Below are 20,502 nucleotides of genomic sequence, written 5' to 3'. Positions count from 1 at the left end.
CAGATGTTAATAAAATTAGGAACAAAAAAAGGCAGGTTAAGGACAGATTAAAATACAGGGAAGAGTGAAATTGACAAATTTTCCACATAATGTTAACATACTAAACATATATGTTATATAGGATAGAGCCGGTTGATATCATCAATAAACCGTATCATTAAGGTTGTTCCTTGTGAATATACTTTATCAATCCGGGGGCGTTTGGATCAGGAATATTTAAGGCCGTAACAGTTCCAAAGCCGCCGCAGAATCATCGTACCATGAAATATTTCAGTAGCTTCACAATCACTCCCCGTCACTATGCAAACAAATGTCTGATACTGCAGTGTTCAATATGTGTGGTTTTTAAGGAGGAAAATGTATGGATTTGTTATGGACTTTGGTTATAATCGCCGTGATTCTTGTACTTGTCGGAATTCTTTACTATATGCAGAAGAAGCATATATCGTTTGCAAAGAGAGTATTCTCTGCTCTGCTTATGGGAATTGTTATAGGCAGTATCATGCAGCTTGCTTTTGCATCTGACAGTCCGGTACTTAAAACTTCGTTGGATTGGATATCCATTATCGGTACTGGTTATGTGAATCTTTTGAAAATGATTGTTATTCCCCTCATTATGGTCTCCATTATATCGGCCATTGTTAATCTGAAGTCCCATACAAGCCTGGGGAAAATCAGTACATATGTGCTGGCAACCTTACTGCTGACTGTGTTCATTTCCGCTTTGGTGGGTATTGCAACGGCAAATACCTTTCATCTGACAGCGGAAGAAATAACCGTGGGCCAGGCGGAGACTGACCGGGCCGAGTATCTTGAAGGAAAAGTTTCAACCGTCCAGGATCAGACGATACCACAGCAGATTTTGAGCTTTATCCCCCAAAATCCTTTCCAGGATATGACCGGAGACAGGGCTACCTCTACCATTGCAGTGGTTATCTTTTCCGCATTCCTTGGCATATCCGCATTGGGAATACAAAAGAAAAAACCGGAAGAAGCTGAAACTTTCCAGAAAATCATTAATTCCCTCTATGCAGTAGTTATGCGGATGGTAACTTTTATACTAAGATTAACGCCGTATGGCATTCTGGGGCTTATGACAAAGACAATTGCGACAACAAACATAGCAGGCATTATTGCCCTGTCTAAGTTTGTTATTGCAAACTATGTCGCATTGATTGTCATGTTTGCCATACATTTTTTAATTATCCTGTTGATGAAATTGAATCCAGCAACATACATCAAGAAAGTCTTCCCAACGCTTACCATTGCATTTACATCAAGATCCAGTGCGGGTACACTGCCTTTAACGATTGAGACACAGACTAAGAAACTTGGCATTCCTGATAGTATTGCCAACTTTGCCGCATCTTTCGGAACAACAATTGGCCAGAATGGCTGCGCAGGCGTTTATCCCGCTATGCTTGCTGTCATGATCGCCCCTGCGGTTGGTTTTAATCCTATGAGCATTGGTTTCATTGCAAAACTGTCTATTATCGTTGCAATCAGCTCCTTTGGCATTGCCGGGGTTGGCGGAGGTGCGACATTTGCCGCGTTGATGGTTTTATCCGCCATGAATCTGCCTGTTGGTCTGGCTGGACTGTTAATATCAGTGGAACCTTTAATTGACATGGGACGGACCGCTTTGAATGTGAATGATGCTATGCTGGCCGGCCTCGTAACAGCAAGGCTGACTTCAGAGCTTGATGTGAATTTGTATAATACACCAGTAGATGAGTATTCGGCAATGTCATTATAATATGGGTGATCTGAACCTGAAACGCGTGAAGATAAAAGGGCTGCTTTTCGGTCCGTCCTCTTTTTATTCTTTGCCGTCTATGAAATTATGTCACTGATAATTTTAACCCCCTCTGCGATCTTTTCAGAGGACAAATGGGAATAACCCAAAATGATTTCATTGTTGCGCTCTTGATTTTCTTTCTGATAAAAACTCCCTGCTCGGTAGATACGTACGCCATTATCGGCTATTGCATGAATCATTTTATCAGTAAACATTTTGTTATGGAATTGTACAACAAGGTGTAAGCCCGTAGCGTGTCCTAAGACTTCAAACTGGTCTGGGAAATGTTTTGATAGTTCAGCAAGGAGCAAACTGCGGTTTCTGGCATAATGCTTTTTCATTTTCCATATGTGCTTTTCAAACTCGCCGTTCTGTATAAATTTTGCCAATGTGTATTGCCCCAATGCATCCGTATGGACATCAAAATACATTTTCAGCTTTTTACAAGGAGAGACCAGCTCTTTAGGCAAAATCATAAATCCTAACCGGAATGCGGGGGCCAGTATTTTGCTGAACGAGCCGAGATAAATCACCCGCTTTGGATTTAATTCGTAAAGAGAGCTTACAGGCGGTCCTTCGTATCGGAATTCACTGTCATAATCATCTTCTACAATATAGCAGTTATTTTGTTCGGCATACCGGACTAAGTCCAGCCGCCTTTTTATAGGCAGAATACTTCCCATGGGGTACTGGTGTGATGGCGTGGTATAAATAAATGAGACCTGCCTTGGGATATCCAGCAATTCTGTGCGCAGACCCTTATCATCTACGGAAATGCCTTCGATAAAGCATCCTGCCGTTGTAATTACCTTCCGCAGCCCTGCATGGGAAGGATCTTCTGTTAAGACCACTTTTTGCTTGTCCTGCAGTACATGGGAAATAAGCGATAAGCCTTGTGTTGAACCGGAGGTAATCACGACTTGGGCAGGGTCGCATGTCAGGCCCCTTGTCCGATATAAGTATTGGGCGATTGTTACCCTTAACTCCCATACTCCGGATGTACTGCAATAGCCGAAAGCACAGGCAGGGATCTGGTTGCAAATATCCCGATAAAGATTGCCCCATTCCTTGCGTGGGAAGTATTCGAGCGCCGGTATTCCCGTTCGGAAGTCAATCATTTCCTTTGGAAGCTGTATTTTATCCTGCTTAGGTGCAGGATTTTGATTGAAAGATACCCCAGAATCTAAAGCGTGCAATCCTTCTGCAACAACTGTACCTGAACCTTTATAAGTATTTAAGTACCCCTCTGCAATAAGCTGGCTATAAGCTTCAATTACAGTATTTCTGGAGACAGATAAATCAGAAGATAATTTTCTTGTAGAAGGAAGCCGGTGCCCGGATTCCAGTGTTCCGTTTAAAATCATTTGACAGATTTGTTTATAAATTTGGCGTGCAAGTGTAAGCTGGCTTTGGCGGTCAATTGTAATCCACATTTCTATCATTCCTTTCAAAAGTGGTTCTATAAAATCAATCGAAAAGTGGAACTTTTAAGACCACTTTACAGATGGTAGAATTATAGCACATACCACTGCAAAAAGGAAAGGACGGAAAGAAAATGATAAAAATATCACCCTCTGTGAAAAACACTTTTCCAGAAACGAAATTTGGCATGATGATTGTTAAGGGTTTATGTTCACCGATAGAACGTGCTGTTATGGATAACATAATAGCAACAGAAATAGAGCATATGAAGTTAAATAACTCCAATTACGTGCGCAAACCCGCCTTGACAAAAGAACCGCTTTGTCATTACGCGGCCTACTACAAGCGGTATAATAAAACCTACCATGTATTGAGCCAGTTAGAGTCGGTTTTGCTAAAGGGTAAACGTATCCCGCCTGTCGGCATACCCGTAGAAGCCATGTTTTTAGCCGAGGTGAAAAATTTACTGCTTACAGCCGGACACGATTTAGATTTGATTGAAGGTGATCTGACAGTTAATGTCGCCTCAGAACTATTGAATTATAAAGGCATATCCGGGAAAGAGCAGCAGCTTATAAAAAACGATCTGTATTTATCTGATGTAAAAGGGATACTCTCAAGCATAATGAATGGACCTGATTACCGGACAAGAATAACAGAAGCTACTCAAAACGCGCTCTATTTTGTATACGGAGTTGAAGGTGTAACCGAATCGTTAATCCATGCGCACTTAAAGACAATATCTTCTTATCTGTCACAAGCGATTCCAGGTGTGGAAGTACAATCCATAAATGTTTATTGAGGCCGGCATGGGGAGATTGTATTTAACGATAGCATTTATTTTGGCTGGTTCTTCGGTGATTGCCGCCAGCTTTATATCCGCATATCTTCCGGCTTTTACCACCACGTTTTTAAGCCTGGTATTCGCATCCTTAACTGCGGTACTGTTTAGCGGTAAGAACATGTATGATACAGCAAAGTACCTGTCAAGAAAAATCTGGACGGTCATTTTGTTGCAGGCGATGTTTGGCAGTTTCCTTTTCCGGGTGTTTTTGACAACCGGATTGCAATATATCGGGGCTGCAGAAGCAGGGATTATTACAGGGGCCACGCCGGCAATCACCGCATTGCTCACCTGGTTGATGCTGCACGAGTATTTAAGCTTACGCACGGTAATAGGTATTCTTATAACGTTTGTCGGTGTACTGTTGGTACAAGGTTTTCCATTTGAGACAACGCTTGAAAACTTTCAGCCAATCGGAGTAATCTATGTATTATGTGCGGCAGCTTGTGAATCACTATTTACAACGTTTTCACGGAAAATCCATGTAGGAGCAAAAAGTGATGAAACACTGCCCCCATTGGTTCACGCTGGATTTGTAAGTATTTGTGCTATGGTACTGTGCCTTATACCCGCCTTGCTGGAACAGCCTTGGGCAGCAATCGCAGCTCTGCCGATCAGCGGCTGGATTGCCTTCTTATGGTATGGCAGTATTGTTACAATCGTCGCCTTTGCGTTTATGTTTGCAGGAGCAAAAAGGTGTAACGGTTATACCATTGCGGCATTTGCGGGTATTATTCCAATTAGTTCAACATTGTTTTCTGTCACTATATTAAAAGATTCAATCAGTAAGTATCAAGCTGCAGGTTGTGTACTTGTAGTTTTTGCAACGATTATCATAAGCATTCAAAAGAAAGCAGCTTAAAACCTTGAGGAACCTTATCTAGGGGAAAGGCGCCTGTCAGCATAGCAAAGGCCGCAGTTTTAAACTGCGGCCTTTTCCATGCCGGAAGATTTTATATGAGAGTACCAGAGTGGTACGGCAGCCACTTCTTTCCCCTTTTTATTAATAAACGGATTTCCACTCGTCAATATTGGAGCTGTCGAATTTAAATGGAGGCCCAAGGATAATCTCCGTTCCGCCATCCGATGCCCCGATCACCTTGTAATCACCCATTTCCCCTGCAGCAAACGTGTCGCCTGCTTTCCCTGTGATAGAGCCGTCTACCAGGGCGATGGAAGTATAAGCCCCTAAGGAACCTACGTCAATAGGATTCCATAAGTACATATAAGGACAGGAGTGAGCGTCATCATTGCCGATGTATTCTGCCATTTCAGAAGGGAGTCCAAGGCCTGTCAGCTTGACTTTGGATTTCTCATCCTGAAGTACCTTTGCTGCTGCATTGATTCCAACGGTAGTTGGTGCGCAGATAACCTTTAAATCAGGGTATTTGGTTAAAAGTGCCTGAGTCTGGTCTGTGGATTTCTGGGGTTCGTCATCTCCATAGGCAACCTCAACCAGATTTAGCTTTGAATACTTGTTTTCCTTCATGACCTCTTTCATGGCTTCGATCCAGGCATTCTGGTTGGTAGCCTGGGAAGTAGCAGAAAGAATGGCCCAGTCCCCCTCACCGCCTGAGATATCATAGACGGCATCCATTAAGGCCTGGCCGATTTCCGCGGTTCCGGCCTGATTGACAAAGGTTTGACGGCTGTCCTTGTTCACCTTGGAATCCAGACAGGAAACCTTGATTCCTGCTGTCATGGCATCCTCCAGGGCTGCCTGCAGAGCATTTTCATCATTTCCCGCAATGCAGAGAGCATCTACGCCCTGGGAGATCAGGGACTGGATCACGGATACCTGTGCGTCTGCCGTAGCGGATTCCGGATGTTTGATAATACAGGTTCCACCCTCCGCTTCGATGACCTTCTGAAAGCCCTGTGCCATTTTTTCATTATACGGATTGCCTGCTGCCTTTGTAACGATGGCAAAGGTTTTTCCGGAGGCTCCCCCGGTTCCCGTCCCATCCTTGGGTGCAGCCTCAGTTATCTGTGGGGACGCCGTACTTTCCGTCGTACTGCTTTTACTGCTGCAGCCTGCAAGGATTCCTGAAATCGCTGCGGTACACAGGATTGCATAAACCAATTGTTTTCTCATATTACAATTACCTCCCTTTTCCATTTCTTAGTTTTTATACTGAACACCTTCTGGTGTTACGTATCACGCATGCTTCTGTTTTCCGTTCTTTAATAGTTCCGGTATCATAACTGCCAGAATTAACAGGGTACCAAGAATCACCAGAATGACCTGGGGATTCATGTTTATCTGGCCTAAGCCGATCCGGAGACAGATAATGATAAATGCTGATATCATGGCTCCGGTTAATTTTCCCTTTCCGCCTGCCGTGGAAATCCCTCCGAACACAGCCATGGCAATGGCATCCAGTTCAAAGCCTGTTCCCGTAGTGGTATTTGCACCGTAGAGAACCGAAACCAGAAACATGGCGCTGATGCCTGCCATCATTCCGGTAACAGAATAGACTGCCAGACGTATTTTCTGTACATGGATGCCGGAATAAAATGAAGTGGTCCGGTTGCTTCCAATGGCATAGAGCCTTCGCCCAAAAGAGGTCCTGCTTACAATAAAAATGAAAATAACTGCCGCAAACAGGACTGCAAAAAAGATATAAGGTATGGGCCCGATTTTCCCTGCCAGTGCCCGAAAGCCTTCATTATGCTTTAAGGATACGGAGCCTCCGCTTCCCAGCGCAATTTCAGCAATCCCACGAAATATGATCATCGTAGCCAGTGTGACGATCATGGATGGCAGCTCTGTAAACAGGGTGACTGCAATCCCGTTAAAAAGCCCGCAGGCGGTTCCAACAAGAATGCCGGTCAAAATGACAACCGGAAATGGAATGCCTGCATTTCCCGCCAGGCAGGCGGTGGTTGCCGATAAGCAGACTATGGCGCCCACTGATAAGTCGATCTCCCCTAAAATGAGAACATAAACCATGGGAAGCAGTAGAAACACCTCAGTCAAATATTTTGGCATTTCCCGCAGCACATTGGTAAGCTTATAGCTTGGAGAGATGATCATGCATAACAGGTTTACAGCAAAAAACAGAAATGCCAGCATCCCTTCCCAGCTGAGAAGGCTTTTTTTCCAGCTTTGCTCTGCTTGTGCAGATATTGTTCTTCCCGATTTTCCAGCCATGAATTACATCTCCCTTCCTTTTAAGTTTTCCTTTTGTATCATGCGCTGCGCTACTACGTTGAAAATGATGACAGCCAGAATAATACAGCCCTTAACCGTATTCTGTACGATGGAATCGATCCCTACGAGAGGAAGGGCCTTGGCAATGACTGCCAGAATCAGGGAGCCTAACAAAGCGCCTGCCACCGATCCCCGGCCTCCTGACATGCTCACACCTCCGATGACACAGGCCGCGATCACATCCATTTCCTTTCCGTAAAGCATGTTAGGCTGGGCGGAGGAATAGACCGCAACAGCAAGGGCACCGCATAAACCGGCCAGCATTCCCATAAGGGTATAGACGAACAGCTTGATCCTCTTGGTATTGATGCCGGATACGGCAGCAGCTTCCGGGTTGCTGCCCACTGCATAAATCTTTCTCCCTGTTCTGGTCCATTTCATGACAGCAAAGAAGATGATATAGCACACCAGGACAATGACAATAACATTATTTAATATACCAAGCCCCAGTTCCTTTTCCAACGCAAAATTCTTAAAGCCTCCCAGATTTTCTGCACTGGCCCACTGGCTTTTGGCAATCAAATAGGCAAGTCCCCTGTATATGTACATGAATCCCATGGTGGCGATAATGGGAAGCACCTTTCCTCTTGCGACCACAAAACCAATGATGGCTCCGCATAAAGCGCCTACTAAAATGGCGATGAGAAACAGAAGGAGTGTATTATGAATGATGTTATATTTAAGAAGCATTCCTACGGTCATTCCGGAAAGAGCCAGGGTGGAGGTAATGGAAATGTCGATTCCTCCCACCAGAAGGACGCAAAGCATTCCCAGGGCCATAATCATGATGACCGCATTGTTTTTCAGCATATCCAGAATAGATTTTGCTGTCAGAAATGATGGGCTGAACATCTGGATCACCATGCAGAGGATCACCAGAACAAGGAGCAGGCTGGCTTCTCTGGAGCCAGTGATTTTCTTAAGCAGTTTTTTGTCCATTATTGGGAACTCCTTTCCATGGCATGCTGGAGAATGGCCTCCTGAGTCGCTTCCCCGCGGTTTAGCTCACCGGACAGCCTGCCATTGCACATGACCAGGATGCGGTCACTCATACCCAAAATTTCCGGCATTTCCGAGGATATGAGAAGGATTCCGTATCCTTTCTTCGCTAGATCCCCCATAATCTGATAGATCTCGGCCTTTGCTCCTACATCCACGCCCTTGGTGGGTTCATCCATAATGACGACTTTCATCTCCTGGCTTAAAGCCTTTGCCACCACCACTTTCTGCTGGTTTCCTCCGGATAAGGAGCTGGCAGGATCAAAGATGGAAACTGCCTTTGTATCCACTTCTTCCAAAAGCTGTTTTGCGGTTTCATATTCCATTTTTTCATTTGTAATGCCGCATTTCGCATATTTTCCCATGATGGGCAGGGTCACATTGCGCCACAGGCCCCAGGTGAGGATAAGACCTGCTCTCTGTCGGTCCTCCGGAAGAAGGACAAGCCCTTCTTTCATGGCATCAGACGGGTGTTTTATGGAGACGTGCCTTCCCTCAATATAAATATTTCCGGAATCCGGCATTGTAATGCCGCAGATGCTTTCTGCCACCTCTGTTCTCCCTGCCCCTACAAGTCCCGTAAGTCCCAGAATCTCCCCTTGGTGAAGTGCAAAGCTTATGTCTTTAAAGTATCCGGTCCTTGACATGTTTTCCACCTTAAGAACCTCCGGGCCGGTCTTTACCTCCGGTTTTGGGTAAAGGTCCCTGATCTCGCGGCCTACCATGGCCTTTATAAGCTCGCCATTGGTGATTCCCCCCGATTCATAGGTACCGATGTACCGGGAATCCCGGAAAATGGTTACCCGATCCGCCAGCCGGTACATATCCTCAAACCGGTGGGAGATAAAGATAATAGAAACACCGGCGGCCTTTAACTGATCCACGATCCGGTACAAGTCTTCGGATTCGTTTTTTGTAAGAGCAGCTGTGGGTTCATCAAGAATGATGATTCTGGCCTGGGTGGATAGTGCCTTTGCGATTTCCACCATCTGCTGTTGGGCAACACTTAAGCTTCCCATTTCGGCGGAGGCTTTAAAATCTGCATTCAGTTCCATTAACAGCTTATCCGCCTCCTGATTCATCCGCTTCCACTGGATCATACGGTTTTTTACGATCTCATGGCCCATAAATATATTCTCCGTCACCGTAAGGTCCGGGTAGGAGGTAGGATGTTGGTAAACAGCAGCGATTCCTGCTGTCTGGGCATCCTTTGGCCCTTTAAATTCTGTATGATTCCCGTCCAGAAAGATTTCTCCTTCGTCTGCCCTGTGAACTCCTGTTATCACTTTGATAAATGTGGATTTTCCCGCTCCGTTTTCCCCCATCAGTGCATGAACCTCGCCCTTTTTCAGACTGAAATGAACCTGGTCTAAGGCCTTTACGCCGGGAAATATTTTTGTAACGCCCTTTAATTCCAGAACATATTCGGACACGGCTGCTTCCTCCCTTCTTAAGCTGGGATCATTTTACCATCAGTGGGATATGGAAGAAACAGCATAATCTTTTGATAACGGGTAATATATTTTTGAGTTTTTCGTTGATAATGGCAATATCAGGGCTTTTGTATTGTGTTTTTTGGTTATTTTGCTAGAATAATAATGGATAACATGCAGGAAGGAGATTGTTATGAAATTGCTGATCGTTGATGATGAAGAGCTCACACGTACCGGGTTGATTGATTCCATTGACTGGGAGTCTTTGGGCATCTTTCAGCTGTTCCAGGCAGAGGACGGCATAAGCGGGCTTCGCATAGCAAAGGAAGTGAAGCCTGAAATCGTTTTATGCGATGTAAGGATGCCCAGAATGGATGGAATTGAGATGGTGGAACGGCTGGAAAAGCTGCTTCCTCAATCGGCCTTTATCTTTATGAGCGGTTATTCGGATAAAGAATATTTAAAAGCGGCTATTCGCTTAAAGGCTATCAACTATGTGGAAAAGCCCCTGGATCCTGCAGAGGTGAAAAACTCAATCCAGGAAGCCTACAACTGTGTCCGTCAGAATATGAGGACTGTAAAAAATGAGCTGTTTTATTCCAGGGGAACCGCCTCTTCCTTTGCCGCAGCCCTTACCCAACCTTACAAGGACAATAAGGAAACCGTCGCAGCCCTTGCAAAAGAGCTGGGCCTTAAGCTCACCTCCCATGCAGGCTTCACCTCTTTTGTTGTCAAGCTGGAACAGAGCCAGACAGACCAGAGTCTTATGGATCAGGTACTGACGGATCTGGAAGTATTTCTTTCCCATTCCCATATGCAGGTTTACTATGTGTCAAAATATATCCAGTACCATGTGTTCCATATTCTCTCCCCTGAGCTGCCTTCCCATGGAGCCTTAAAAAGGACCGGCTTTTTCTTAAAGAATTGTTTTGATTCTGCCTTTACCTTCTATATCAGCAGAGGAGAAACTTATACAGGCATTGCAAGGGCCTATGATTCCTATGCGTCTGCGGTATCTCTCATGCAGAGCAGCTTTTTCTTTGATCCGGGAACATTATTTACCCCTGAAGAGAAACAGACGGTACATACGGATAAACAGGGCAGAAATAAGTCCGCCGAGGATGCTTATATCACCCTTTTATCGGAGGCTGTATTAAATAAGGACCAAAAAAAAGGAAGGGAACTGCTTCTGCACCTTTATGAGGATTTTTACCAGAGGAGAGAGGTTTCTTCCCATGAAGCAAAGGATCTTTATTATAAGCTTTTTATGGTTTTGGAGGACTGCCGTCAGACACTTAGGCTGGCACCGGTCATGGAGCCGGAAAATGCCATGAAGCTTCTTGAAAGCTGCTTTAGCTTTCGGGAGCTGCACCAAAAGCTGGCGCAAAAAACCGAACTGCTTTTTGAAGCAGCCCGGTCACATATGTCGGAAGATACCACTATTTTCCTAATTAAAGAGTATATCCATAATCATTATCACAATGAAGCTCTTTCGGTACGGGATATCGGCGGCCAGGTTTACCTGTCCGCTTCTTATGTGTGCACGTATTTTAAAAATGAAACAGGACAAACCATTAACCAATACCTTACGGATTTCCGGATGAAAAAAGCCAAAGAGCTTCTGGCTGATTCCCGTTATCAGATTGCCGATATTTCAAACAAGGTAGGATACAGCAACGGAAATTATTTCAGCAAGAGCTTTAAAAAAATGACTGGCCTATCGCCGTCTGATTACCGGGAGAAAATGTTGAAATGAAAAATCTGATACAAAGAGTAAAGTTCTTTTATAACAACATGATGCTTCAGACAAAGTTTACCATCACCCATCTGGTCATCACCACCATACCCATGCTGGTCATGTTCTTTTTTTTCCATGGAAAGCTTTATGACATGGTTTTGGCGGATACTATCCGGACGGAACAAACCGCCTCTGCTATGACTATGCCGCAGATTGATCAGCTGATCGAAACGTGTCTGGAGGCACAGAAGAGCCTGGAAGCCCATCCTTATTATAAAAAGCTGTTCCGTCTGAACGGATACCAGCCTTCCAACTGGATTGATGATTCCTCTGAGGCTGCAGATTTTTACGAGACAGCAGAAGCCATCATTGACGGCGAATATATTACAAATATTCTTATTTATCTTGATATTCCTGAATTTCAGGAAATCTTTCATAATGAATCTTCCGGCCGGATCTTCCGCCCTATGAGAGAGGCCAGAGGGTCTTACTGGCACGGAATTTTCCAGGGAGACCGGTCTTTAAATTCTCTCTTTTGTCCTGAATTCTATTTAAGCCCCATAGAGGTAAGGGGATCAGGAGATATGGCCTATATTACCAAAACCACCATTTTGTATAACAGTGAGTACCACACCTGCTATACGGCCATCTATTACTCCAAAGCACCGTTTACAAGACTTTTAAAGAACAATCTAACAGAGGATACCAGCGTGGCCTATATCATCAACGACCGGGACAGCACCGTTGCCACCTCTGATGACGGGCTGGCGGGAATCTACCATTTCAGCTATGACAAGGTCCGGGATTTCTTTATGTCGTCCAATAATTTTATCCTAAAGAATATTCTGGATCAAGATGTTTATGCCGGTTTTTATTATATCAGGAAAGCGGACTGGTTTATGGTGGCTGTCATTCCAACCAAAGCCATCATTCAAAAAAGCTTTCTCCTTATGATCGGCTTTTTCTTTATATATTTACTTTGCATATTGACTTCATTTTTAATTGCAAACCGGTTGTCCCATTCCATTACCAACCGGATTTCCTCTGTCATTGGGCAAATGGCAAAGGTGCGTACAGAGCCTCCCACCCCTCTGCCTGCATCTCTTTACCATGATGAGATCGGGGGCTTGATCGACACCTACAATTATATGACCAGAATGATGAACAGGCTCATCGGGGAACAGGCAAAAGCGGCAGAGGACTTACGAGCCGCTGAGTTTAATTCTCTTCAGGCCCAGATCAACCCCCATTTTCTATACAACACCATGGACATGATCAACTGGCTGGCACAGCAGGGCCGGACAGAAGAGGTTTCGGAGGCGGTCGTGGACCTTTCCCGTTTTTACAAACTGACTTTGAGCCATAAGGGAATCTTAAGCACCATTGCCGATGAGCTGGAACATGTGAAAACCTATGTCCGGCTTCAAAATATGCGTTACCATCAGATCATTGACTTTGTGGTGGATATACCAGATCATATGATGGACTTGCCAATTCCAAAGCTGACCTTTCAGCCAGTGGTGGAAAATTCTATCCTTCATGGGCTTTTGGAAAAGGTACCAAAAGGAGGAACCATTGTCATTACCGGCTGGATGGAAGAAAACACAGCCGTTATACTGATTTCTGATGACGGGGTGGGAATGGATACCGGAAAGCTTTCCGGCATTCTCTCCGGCAAGGGAACCAGTAAAATTGGGACAAACATTGCCGTATTCAATACCCATCGACGCCTGGAGATTCTTTACGGTCCCGGGTACGGCCTGACCTATAAGAGCCTGCAGGGAAAGGGAACAGAGGTGGAGATCAGGATTTCTTCTTTTTATGCCCGTAAATTAAAATCGTTAGTTGGCAGAGAAAATTAAATTGAGAACAAAATTTCATAAATTGATTACAATTAGCAACAATTAATTCATTAAAAATTTTATAATTAAAATCATGGACTTACCGAGAGGAGGTAATCATAACAATAATGCAGGAATTTGATATACTTATATCTAAGCTGGCAAATAAGCAGATGATCCGCGTACTCCGCAGAGGATTGCTGTACCTAATGCCGTTTGTTCTAATCGGTTCCATTGTGCTGGCGATGCTAAATCTGCCCATCCCGGCGTACCAGTCTTTTATGTCATATATTTTTGGAGAAGGCTGGTGGGAAATTGGTTTACTTATATATGAAGGTACTCTTCAAATTATGGCGATTATTACAGTGATTACCGTCAGCCAAGCGATTGCGAGCGAAAAAGAGTTCATTAAGTCCGGGGAGGTCAGTACAACTGTCTTACAGGCAGTAGCACTGATCGCTTTCATTATATGGATGAAGAATTCAGATGGTATTGTTATAAGCACAGCAAATGCTGGCTCTTCCGGTATGTTTGAAGCTATTATCATATCATTTCTTGCATGCGATTTGTACTGCTTTTTCTATAAACTGCAGGTATGCATACGGTCTAAAAATCTTATTAATTATCATGGAAGTACCATGACCCGGGAAGCCTTTCGGTCGGTATTTCCTGCTTTGCTCACTGTTTTTACCTTTAGTATGGGAAAAGTGATGCTTAATTTAATAGGATTAGGCAATAACCAGATTTTACATAAGATCAATGACATGTGGCTGTCGGGAGAAAATTTCTTTTCCGCAGTAATTGTTATTCTCATCACTCACATCTTATGGTTTTTTGGCATACATGGAGGAAATGTAATTATGGATGCCGTGCCTGTCGCTGCTTCGTCAGTTTCGTCAGCAATGGGTGAGGCTATTTTTAATAAAGAATTTTTTGATACCTATGTTTATTTAGGAGGTGCAGGAGCAACCTTTGGACTGTTGATAGCCCTCTTGCTGGTTGGGAAGAACAGCGGCGAAACCCGTTTGGCAAAGATTTCGGTACTGCCCGGTTTATTTAATATCAATGAAATCATGATATTTGGTTTGCCCATTATATTCAATCCGTATTTTTTGGCCCCATTTGTGTTAGCGCCTGTTTTTTTGTGCCTTAACGCCTGGATATCCGTAAGCGTTGGCTGGGTTCCTCCGGTTACGCAGGCGGTAAAATGGACCACTCCCATTTTCCTGTCCGGTTATCTCAGTACGGGATCCGTTGTCGGGGCCGTGATGCAAGCCGTTAATCTGGTGTTGGCTGTGCTGATTTATATTCCTTTCGTCAGAATGCAGGAAAAGCACCAGCAGTCCGCCCGCATCGAAGTGTTTAGGGGACTGGCAAATGAAATTAAATATATTCAGGAACGGCAGGTTAAAACCATACTTAACCGTCACGATGAAACAGGTTCTCTTGCCCGCGCTTTGGCGGCAGAGATCCGGGAAGGCTTTAAGAGCCAGACACAAACTCTTCATATGGAATATCAGCCGAAAGTAAACTATAAAGGCCAGATCGTGGGAGCAGAAGCTCTTCTGCGATGGAATCATCCCGTATATGGTTATGTTTCCCCTATCGTTATATTAAATATTTGCGATGAGGCTAATTTGACGAATGAGCTGGGGCAATGGATTATGAACCATTCATTCAGCGATATGAAACGCTGGCATGAACAGGGATTTAAAGTACCTCTTTCCGTAAATCTAAGTCCGCGGCAGCTGAAAGAGGATGGATCCTTGGTTCGATCTGTGCAGGATTGCATCAGTCAGTTAGGCATCGAGCCTCAGTATATGGAGCTGGAACTTACCGAAAACGCTACAATAGATGCGACTGACGCTATATGCAATAAATTAGGGCAGATTACGGCGATGGGACTTAATCTTTCTATTGATGATTTCGGCATGGGTCACAGTTCGCTTCTTTACATATGTGATTTTTACGCTAATGTCATAAAATTAGATGCTTCCCTGGTAGGATTGATAACCAGCGACGAACAGCGCCGGCAGATTATAAAATCAATTCTTTCTCTTTGCGAGCAGCTCCATGTCAAGGCTGTGGCGGAAGGTGTGGAAACCAAGGAACAGGTCGAAATGCTTCATGAACTTGGCTGTGAGTGTTATCAGGGCTTTTATTACAGCAGGTCCTTAAATTATGATAGTTTTCTGGAATATATGAGCCGGCATGGTACGGCGGAGGAGGAGAAACAAAAGTCAAGGCCAGAAAGTGATGGGAAGGTGAGTCATTGGGAAGATACAGAATGCCGTAACTCCGGAGAATGAAATGCCTTGTATAGAATGAAAGTCCCAATCACTGTGTTAGAAATCGATTTTAAAAGCCTGCAGGTATTATCACAATTGTGTGATAATACCTGCAGGCTTTTGCATGGATCATAATAAAACTTCTTATAATAACTCACCATACCTTCTGATAAAAATCTTCTTGAATACCGTAGCGAGCACCATATACAGGAAAATGGTCAGCGCCAGCCATGCAAAATATACAGGCGGCAGGGCGGCAAGGCCGATGGATGCTCCAAGTTTGGTAAAGGGAATGATGGTCAGGGCTGCAATGCCTGTGAAGGTGAGCAGTGTCACCGACAGGGAAGCATGGCTCTGGATAAAAGGAATCTTAGGCGTTCTAATCATATGAATGACAAGAGTCTGGCTCCACATGGATTCTACAAACCAGCCTGCCTGGAACAGTGCGATAAAGTATGCCTGCATAGCCGGGTCAGTAAGCTGGTGGAACATAAGTCCGCCGGTCATGGCAGGGCAGATGATGAAATACATCAGCAGGTAGGTGGTGATGTCAAACACCGAGCTGGTCGGTCCGATCCATATCATAAATTTTCCGATGGAAGAAGCGTCCCATTTCCTCGGTACAGCAAGGTACTCTTTATCTACATTATCCCACGGAATTGCCGTACAGCTTAAATCGTAAATCAGATTCAACAGAATCAGATGGATGGGCAGCATGGGAATGAAGGGCAGGAAAGCACTGGCTGCCAGTACTGAAAACATATTGCCGAAGTTGGAGCTTGCCGTCATCTTGATATATTTGATCATGTTGGCGTAAGTCTTGCGGCCCTCGATGATGCCCTTCTCCAATACCATTAAGTCTTTTTCCAGAAGAATGACATCAGCGGACTCTTTGGCGATGTCTACCGCTGTGTCAACGGAAATGCCCACGTCGGAAGCCTTCATTGCTGCCGCGTCGTTGATACCGTCTCCCATATAGCCAACGCTATGCCCGTTATTCCGTAAGATTGTAATGACACGGGCCTTCTGCTGCGGAGACAGCTTGGCAAAAACGCTTACTCTTTCGGCGGCGCTTCCAAGTTCTTCATCGGACATGTTGTCAAGATCAGAGCCCAATAAGATACGGTCAACGGAGAGGCCTACCTGCCGGCAAACGCAGCGAGTCACCTTGTCGTTATCGCCAGTCAGAATTTTCACATCCACGCCATGCTCTTTTAAGGCGGCAAGTGCTTCAGCCGTAGATTCCTTTGGCGGATCAAGGAAAGCAAGATATCCCATCAGCACCATATCCGATTCGTCAGCCACGGAAAACGTGCCTACGGGAGAGGGATTGGTCTTTTGCGCAACGGCGATAACCCGCATTCCATCCTCGTTTAAATCATTTACCTTTTTAAGAATATATGCCTTGATGTCGTCAGTCAGCGGCAGCACTTGTCCTTCATACTCAGCAAAGCTGCAAACCGACAGCATTTCCTCCACCGCTCCCTTGGTGATCATCTGTGTCTTGCCATTTTTTACCACTACGCTCATACGGCGACGCTCAAAGTCAAAGGGGATTTCATCAACCTTGGTAAACTGATCGGTAAGGCCGCGAAGCTCCGCTACCGTTTTCTGCTCTTCCAGGGTGCGTTCAATGACGGCGACATCCATAAGATTTTTCAGTCCTGTCTGGTAATAGCTGTTTAAAAAGGCATGGCGCAATACGCGTGTATCTTCCTCCCCGTGGATATTCAAGTGGTATTGCAGTGCCACTTTATCCTGGGTCAGGGTTCCTGTCTTGTCAGTACACAGTATATCGATGGAACCAAGATTCTGGATTGAATTTAAGTTCTTGATGATTGTCTTTTCCTTAGACATAGCCACTGCGCCTTTGGCTAGGCAGGTGGTGACGATCATCGGCAGCATTTCCGGTGTCAGGCCTACCGCCACTGACAGGGCAAACAGGGTTGCCTCCATCCAATCGCCCTTGGTGAATCCGTTGATAAACAGCACGATGGGAACCATGACCATCATGAACCGGATGAGCAGCCATGATACAGAGTTAACGCCTTTTTCAAAGTTGGTCTGCACAGGTTTATCACTGACGTTCTTTGCCATATCTCCGAATATCGTGTCGTCACCCGTCGCAACAACCACGCCTGCCGCGCTGCCGCTGATGACGTTTGATCCCATAAAGGCCAGGTTCGGGTACTCTGCCAATGTATCGTGTTCCACACTCACGGCCCCTGGAATTTTCTCTACTGCCACACTTTCCCCAGTCAGTGCCGACTGGCTGACAAACAAATCTTTGGCTTGGATAATCCGCATGTCGGCGGGAATCATGTCTCCCGCAGCCAGATGGACAATATCGCCCACAACGACTTCTTCCAGCGGTATTTCCGCGTTGCCAGTTTCCATCCGCCGGACGTTTGTGGTCGTCTTGATCATTTTTAAAAGCTTATCAGCGGCGTTGCCGCTTCTTGTTTCCTGCACGAAGCGCAGAATTCCGGAAATCATCACCATTGTCATGATAATCACAACAGTCAGCGGATCTGCTTCTCCCGGTTCTGCGAGAATGATGTCGGTAAACGCCGACACCGCCGTCAGCCCGATTAGGATGGCGGTAAAAGGATTGATGAATGCCTCGGTGATGCGTTTTGGCAGGGATACTTTTTTTCCGTGGGTAACTTTATTGTCGCCGTACTGTTCACGGGAAGCCCCCACAAGATCCTCACTGAGTCCTTCCGGCGTCGTGTTCAGATTGTTAAACAGTGCATCCGTTTTAGCAGCGGCGGCAGATTTTATCCTGGTCGCGATCTCGTCACGGCGCACCATGTCCTGGGTTACTTTTAAGGTTTCTAAATTGTTTTTTACTTTTTGCATTGGTCTGTACCTCCATTTTATTTTTGTAAGATGTGAGGAAGCACAGCCCATATACTGATGAGCCTCGTCTATATTCAGGCCGCCGAAATGGAAAAAGGGTTCCATTCCGGCTCAAGCCTTCGGTTTCGCCCGTCAGGATCAGGGCCGTATTTACTTCCGGTTTCCATTTCGTTCACCTCGCTTGTTTTAGTAGTATTTATATAAACCCCAATGGGGAGAGTTTTTTTATTAAAAAAGGGCATAAAAAAACCATCGTCTGTTTTTTAAAACCAAACGATGGACAACACGCAAAGCGGCAATAGGAGTTATGGCCTATAAAAGCCTTTGCCTAAAGCACCGGTTTTGGGCATGAGCAAACAAAAAAAGCGCACTTATGTCACAAGCGGTATCATTCTGTCCATCGTTTATACGCTTACTACTTCCGTCGTCCATGTCCTCACCTCCAAATATAAAAATCCCCTGCCGTCATAGTAAAACGACGACAGGGGATAACATCCCTATAAAAACGCTTGACTGTATTATGTAAAGCGTTTCCCGCCATCGTTCAAGCTTTAGCTTCGCAGGGCAATGTAATTGCATTATTCCATGCCTTGTTTTCGACATGGACTGTTCACCTTCTCATAGTGTTTCCACTATTTTGCGGCAGCAACCCGTATCCCTGCGGTAGCCTCACCTACCGAAACGGTCTAATTATTCATTAACCTGTTCTAGTATATGTCCCTGGTATCAATTTGTCAACCATTTCTTTGTAATCCTTATAAATTCAAATTGAGAACAATATAATTTCCATGTACGAATGACGGAGAGCAGATCAATAACGGGACCAGCCTAGTCAGCTGCCGGTTCACAATCAGCGGCCAGAAACAGAAAATAGTTACCTTCGCGTTGCCGGAGGACGTCAAATGTATATGAAAGACCTCACGGTCATGGAGGCTGTTACAAAAGCCGATATGCTGTAAACATGGTTAACCGCAATAAAAAGCAAAGCCACATTGCCCAAAGGATAGACCAGGCCGCGTTCAAGTCAATTTACAAGCGTAACAACGAATAAATGCTCAAGAATATTCGCCGCTATATTTCTATACCGATGTATGGTATACTTTATAAAACGGAATCTGAAGTACAGACTATTTATAAAATATGGCGGATCGGAGAGCAGAATGGAAATTTTAGTTTTGGGCGGGACAAAATACTTTGGCATACATATGGTTGAAGAACTCATTAAAAAAGGACATAATGTCACGATTGCAACAAGAGGAATAACAAAAGATACTTATGGGAACAGCGTACGCAGATTGGTTGTTGAGCGCAATTCTGCAAAAAGCATGGCCGAAGTATTTAGCAACATGACTTATGATGTGGTATGCGATAATATTGCCTATTGCTCCAATGACGTAAAATATGCGCTGGACTCTATAAAATGCAAACGCTATGTAATGACCTCCTCCATGTCTGTATATGATGATCTCCATGTCAACACAATGGAAAGCGACTTCAATCCTTTTGAGAAGCCACTAAAATGGTGCGATAGAGCGGACTATCCATATGATGAGGTGAAACGACTCGCAGAGTGCGCTTTATTTCAGGCTTATCCTTTACAGAACAGCGCAGCCGTCAGGTTTCCTTTTGTCATTGGTACCGATGATTATACAAAGCGATTGTATTTCTATATCGAACATGTTGTTAAAGAAATTCCCATGTTTATTGACAATATTGACGCACAGATGGAATTTGTCAGTTCAGATGAAGCGGGCCGGTTTCTGGCTTTCCTGGCAGAGCAAGAATGTACAGGTGCATTCAACGGCAGCAATACGGGAACAATATCTCTTCGAGAGATAATTGCATATGTTGAAGAAAAGACCGGCAGACGGACAGTTTTATCGAAAGCGGGGGATAACGGTCCTTACAATGGAGCGCCGGATTACAGCTTAAATACCAGACTCGCATCAGAATGGAAATTCGATTTTTCTCCGTTAAAATCGTGGATTTATGATTTGATTGACAAATTTATTCAGGAAGCAACGACATAGATAATGAGCGCAATAGTAACTTAAACTGCGGAT

Annotated in this window: 13 protein-coding genes and 1 riboswitch; of the genes, 7 read left to right on the top strand and 6 right to left on the bottom strand. The window is 44.7% G+C overall.

Features of this window, described 5'->3' with window-relative positions; all coding sequences use genetic code 11:
* Nucleotides 1–361: 361 nt before the first annotated feature.
* Nucleotides 362–1,756, top strand: coding sequence for an L-cystine transporter (locus H171_RS13805; RefSeq protein ID WP_100305668.1), 1,395 nt, complete (start codon nucleotides 362–364; stop codon nucleotides 1,754–1,756).
* A 77-nt stretch (nucleotides 1,757–1,833) separates the two neighbouring features.
* Here H171_RS13805 and pdxR read toward each other — a convergent pair whose 3' ends face one another.
* Nucleotides 1,834–3,231: a MocR-like pyridoxine biosynthesis transcription factor PdxR gene (gene pdxR, locus H171_RS13800; RefSeq protein WP_100305667.1), complete on the bottom strand. Its 1,398-nt coding sequence runs from the start codon at nucleotides 3,229–3,231 to the stop codon at nucleotides 1,834–1,836.
* A gap of 122 nt (nucleotides 3,232–3,353) precedes the next feature.
* On the opposite strand from pdxR, the gene H171_RS13795 reads away from it, so the two are divergent.
* Entirely contained in the window at nucleotides 3,354–4,022 is a 669-nt protein-coding gene (locus H171_RS13795) for a hypothetical protein (protein ID WP_100305666.1), read from the top strand.
* Nucleotides 4,012–4,926, top strand: coding sequence for a DMT family transporter (locus tag H171_RS13790; RefSeq protein ID WP_100305665.1), 915 nt, complete (start codon nucleotides 4,012–4,014; stop codon nucleotides 4,924–4,926). Before H171_RS13795 ends, H171_RS13790 begins: the two co-directional genes overlap by 11 nt.
* A gap of 141 nt (nucleotides 4,927–5,067) precedes the next feature.
* Here H171_RS13790 and H171_RS13785 read toward each other — a convergent pair whose 3' ends face one another.
* The 4 genes from H171_RS13785 to H171_RS13770 form a co-directional block, all read right to left on the bottom strand.
* Complete coding sequence (locus tag H171_RS13785; RefSeq protein WP_100305664.1) at nucleotides 5,068–6,159, bottom strand: rhamnose ABC transporter substrate-binding protein; 1,092 nt, start codon at nucleotides 6,157–6,159, stop codon at nucleotides 5,068–5,070.
* A 63-nt stretch (nucleotides 6,160–6,222) separates the two neighbouring features.
* The gene (locus H171_RS13780) at nucleotides 6,223–7,218 is read right to left on the bottom strand and encodes an ABC transporter permease (RefSeq protein WP_100305663.1); all 996 of its coding nucleotides are present in this window, start codon (nucleotides 7,216–7,218) and stop codon (nucleotides 6,223–6,225) included.
* A gap of 3 nt (nucleotides 7,219–7,221) precedes the next feature.
* The gene (locus H171_RS13775) at nucleotides 7,222–8,217 is read right to left on the bottom strand and encodes an ABC transporter permease (protein ID WP_100305662.1); all 996 of its coding nucleotides are present in this window, start codon (nucleotides 8,215–8,217) and stop codon (nucleotides 7,222–7,224) included.
* Nucleotides 8,217–9,710: a sugar ABC transporter ATP-binding protein gene (locus tag H171_RS13770; protein ID WP_100305661.1), complete on the bottom strand. Its 1,494-nt coding sequence runs from the start codon at nucleotides 9,708–9,710 to the stop codon at nucleotides 8,217–8,219. The genes H171_RS13775 and H171_RS13770 overlap by 1 nt, the downstream gene beginning before the upstream one ends.
* A gap of 193 nt (nucleotides 9,711–9,903) precedes the next feature.
* On the opposite strand from H171_RS13770, the gene H171_RS13765 reads away from it, so the two are divergent.
* The 3 genes from H171_RS13765 to H171_RS13755 all read left to right on the top strand — a co-directional run bounded on the left by H171_RS13765 (nucleotide 9,904) and on the right by H171_RS13755 (nucleotide 15,598).
* Entirely contained in the window at nucleotides 9,904–11,466 is a 1,563-nt protein-coding gene (locus H171_RS13765) for a response regulator transcription factor (protein WP_100305660.1), read from the top strand.
* Nucleotides 11,463–13,310: a sensor histidine kinase gene (locus H171_RS13760; RefSeq protein WP_100305659.1), complete on the top strand. Its 1,848-nt coding sequence runs from the start codon at nucleotides 11,463–11,465 to the stop codon at nucleotides 13,308–13,310. Before H171_RS13765 ends, H171_RS13760 begins: the two co-directional genes overlap by 4 nt.
* Nucleotides 13,311–13,417: 107 nt before the next feature.
* Nucleotides 13,418–15,598, top strand: coding sequence for an EAL domain-containing protein (locus H171_RS13755; protein ID WP_100305658.1), 2,181 nt, complete (start codon nucleotides 13,418–13,420; stop codon nucleotides 15,596–15,598).
* 123 nt (nucleotides 15,599–15,721) lie between these two features.
* Here H171_RS13755 and mgtA read toward each other — a convergent pair whose 3' ends face one another.
* Entirely contained in the window at nucleotides 15,722–18,439 is a 2,718-nt protein-coding gene (mgtA, locus tag H171_RS13750; protein ID WP_100305657.1) for a magnesium-translocating P-type ATPase, read from the bottom strand.
* A 524-nt stretch (nucleotides 18,440–18,963) separates the two neighbouring features.
* A riboswitch (M-box (ykoK) riboswitch) is annotated at nucleotides 18,964–19,127 on the bottom strand.
* 472 nt (nucleotides 19,128–19,599) lie between these two features.
* Between mgtA and H171_RS13745 the strand changes: the two genes are divergently transcribed.
* Complete coding sequence (locus tag H171_RS13745) at nucleotides 19,600–20,469, top strand: Rossmann-fold NAD(P)-binding domain-containing protein (protein WP_157803163.1); 870 nt, start codon at nucleotides 19,600–19,602, stop codon at nucleotides 20,467–20,469.
* Nucleotides 20,470–20,502: the final 33 nt, after the last annotated feature.

Origin of the sequence: [Clostridium] celerecrescens 18A, assembly GCF_002797975.1 — a bacterium.
Classification (GTDB): domain Bacteria; phylum Bacillota; class Clostridia; order Lachnospirales; family Lachnospiraceae; genus Lacrimispora; species Lacrimispora celerecrescens.
The sequence above is the reverse complement of the archived record's forward strand: the minus strand, read 5'-3'. Positions and strand labels throughout refer to the sequence as shown.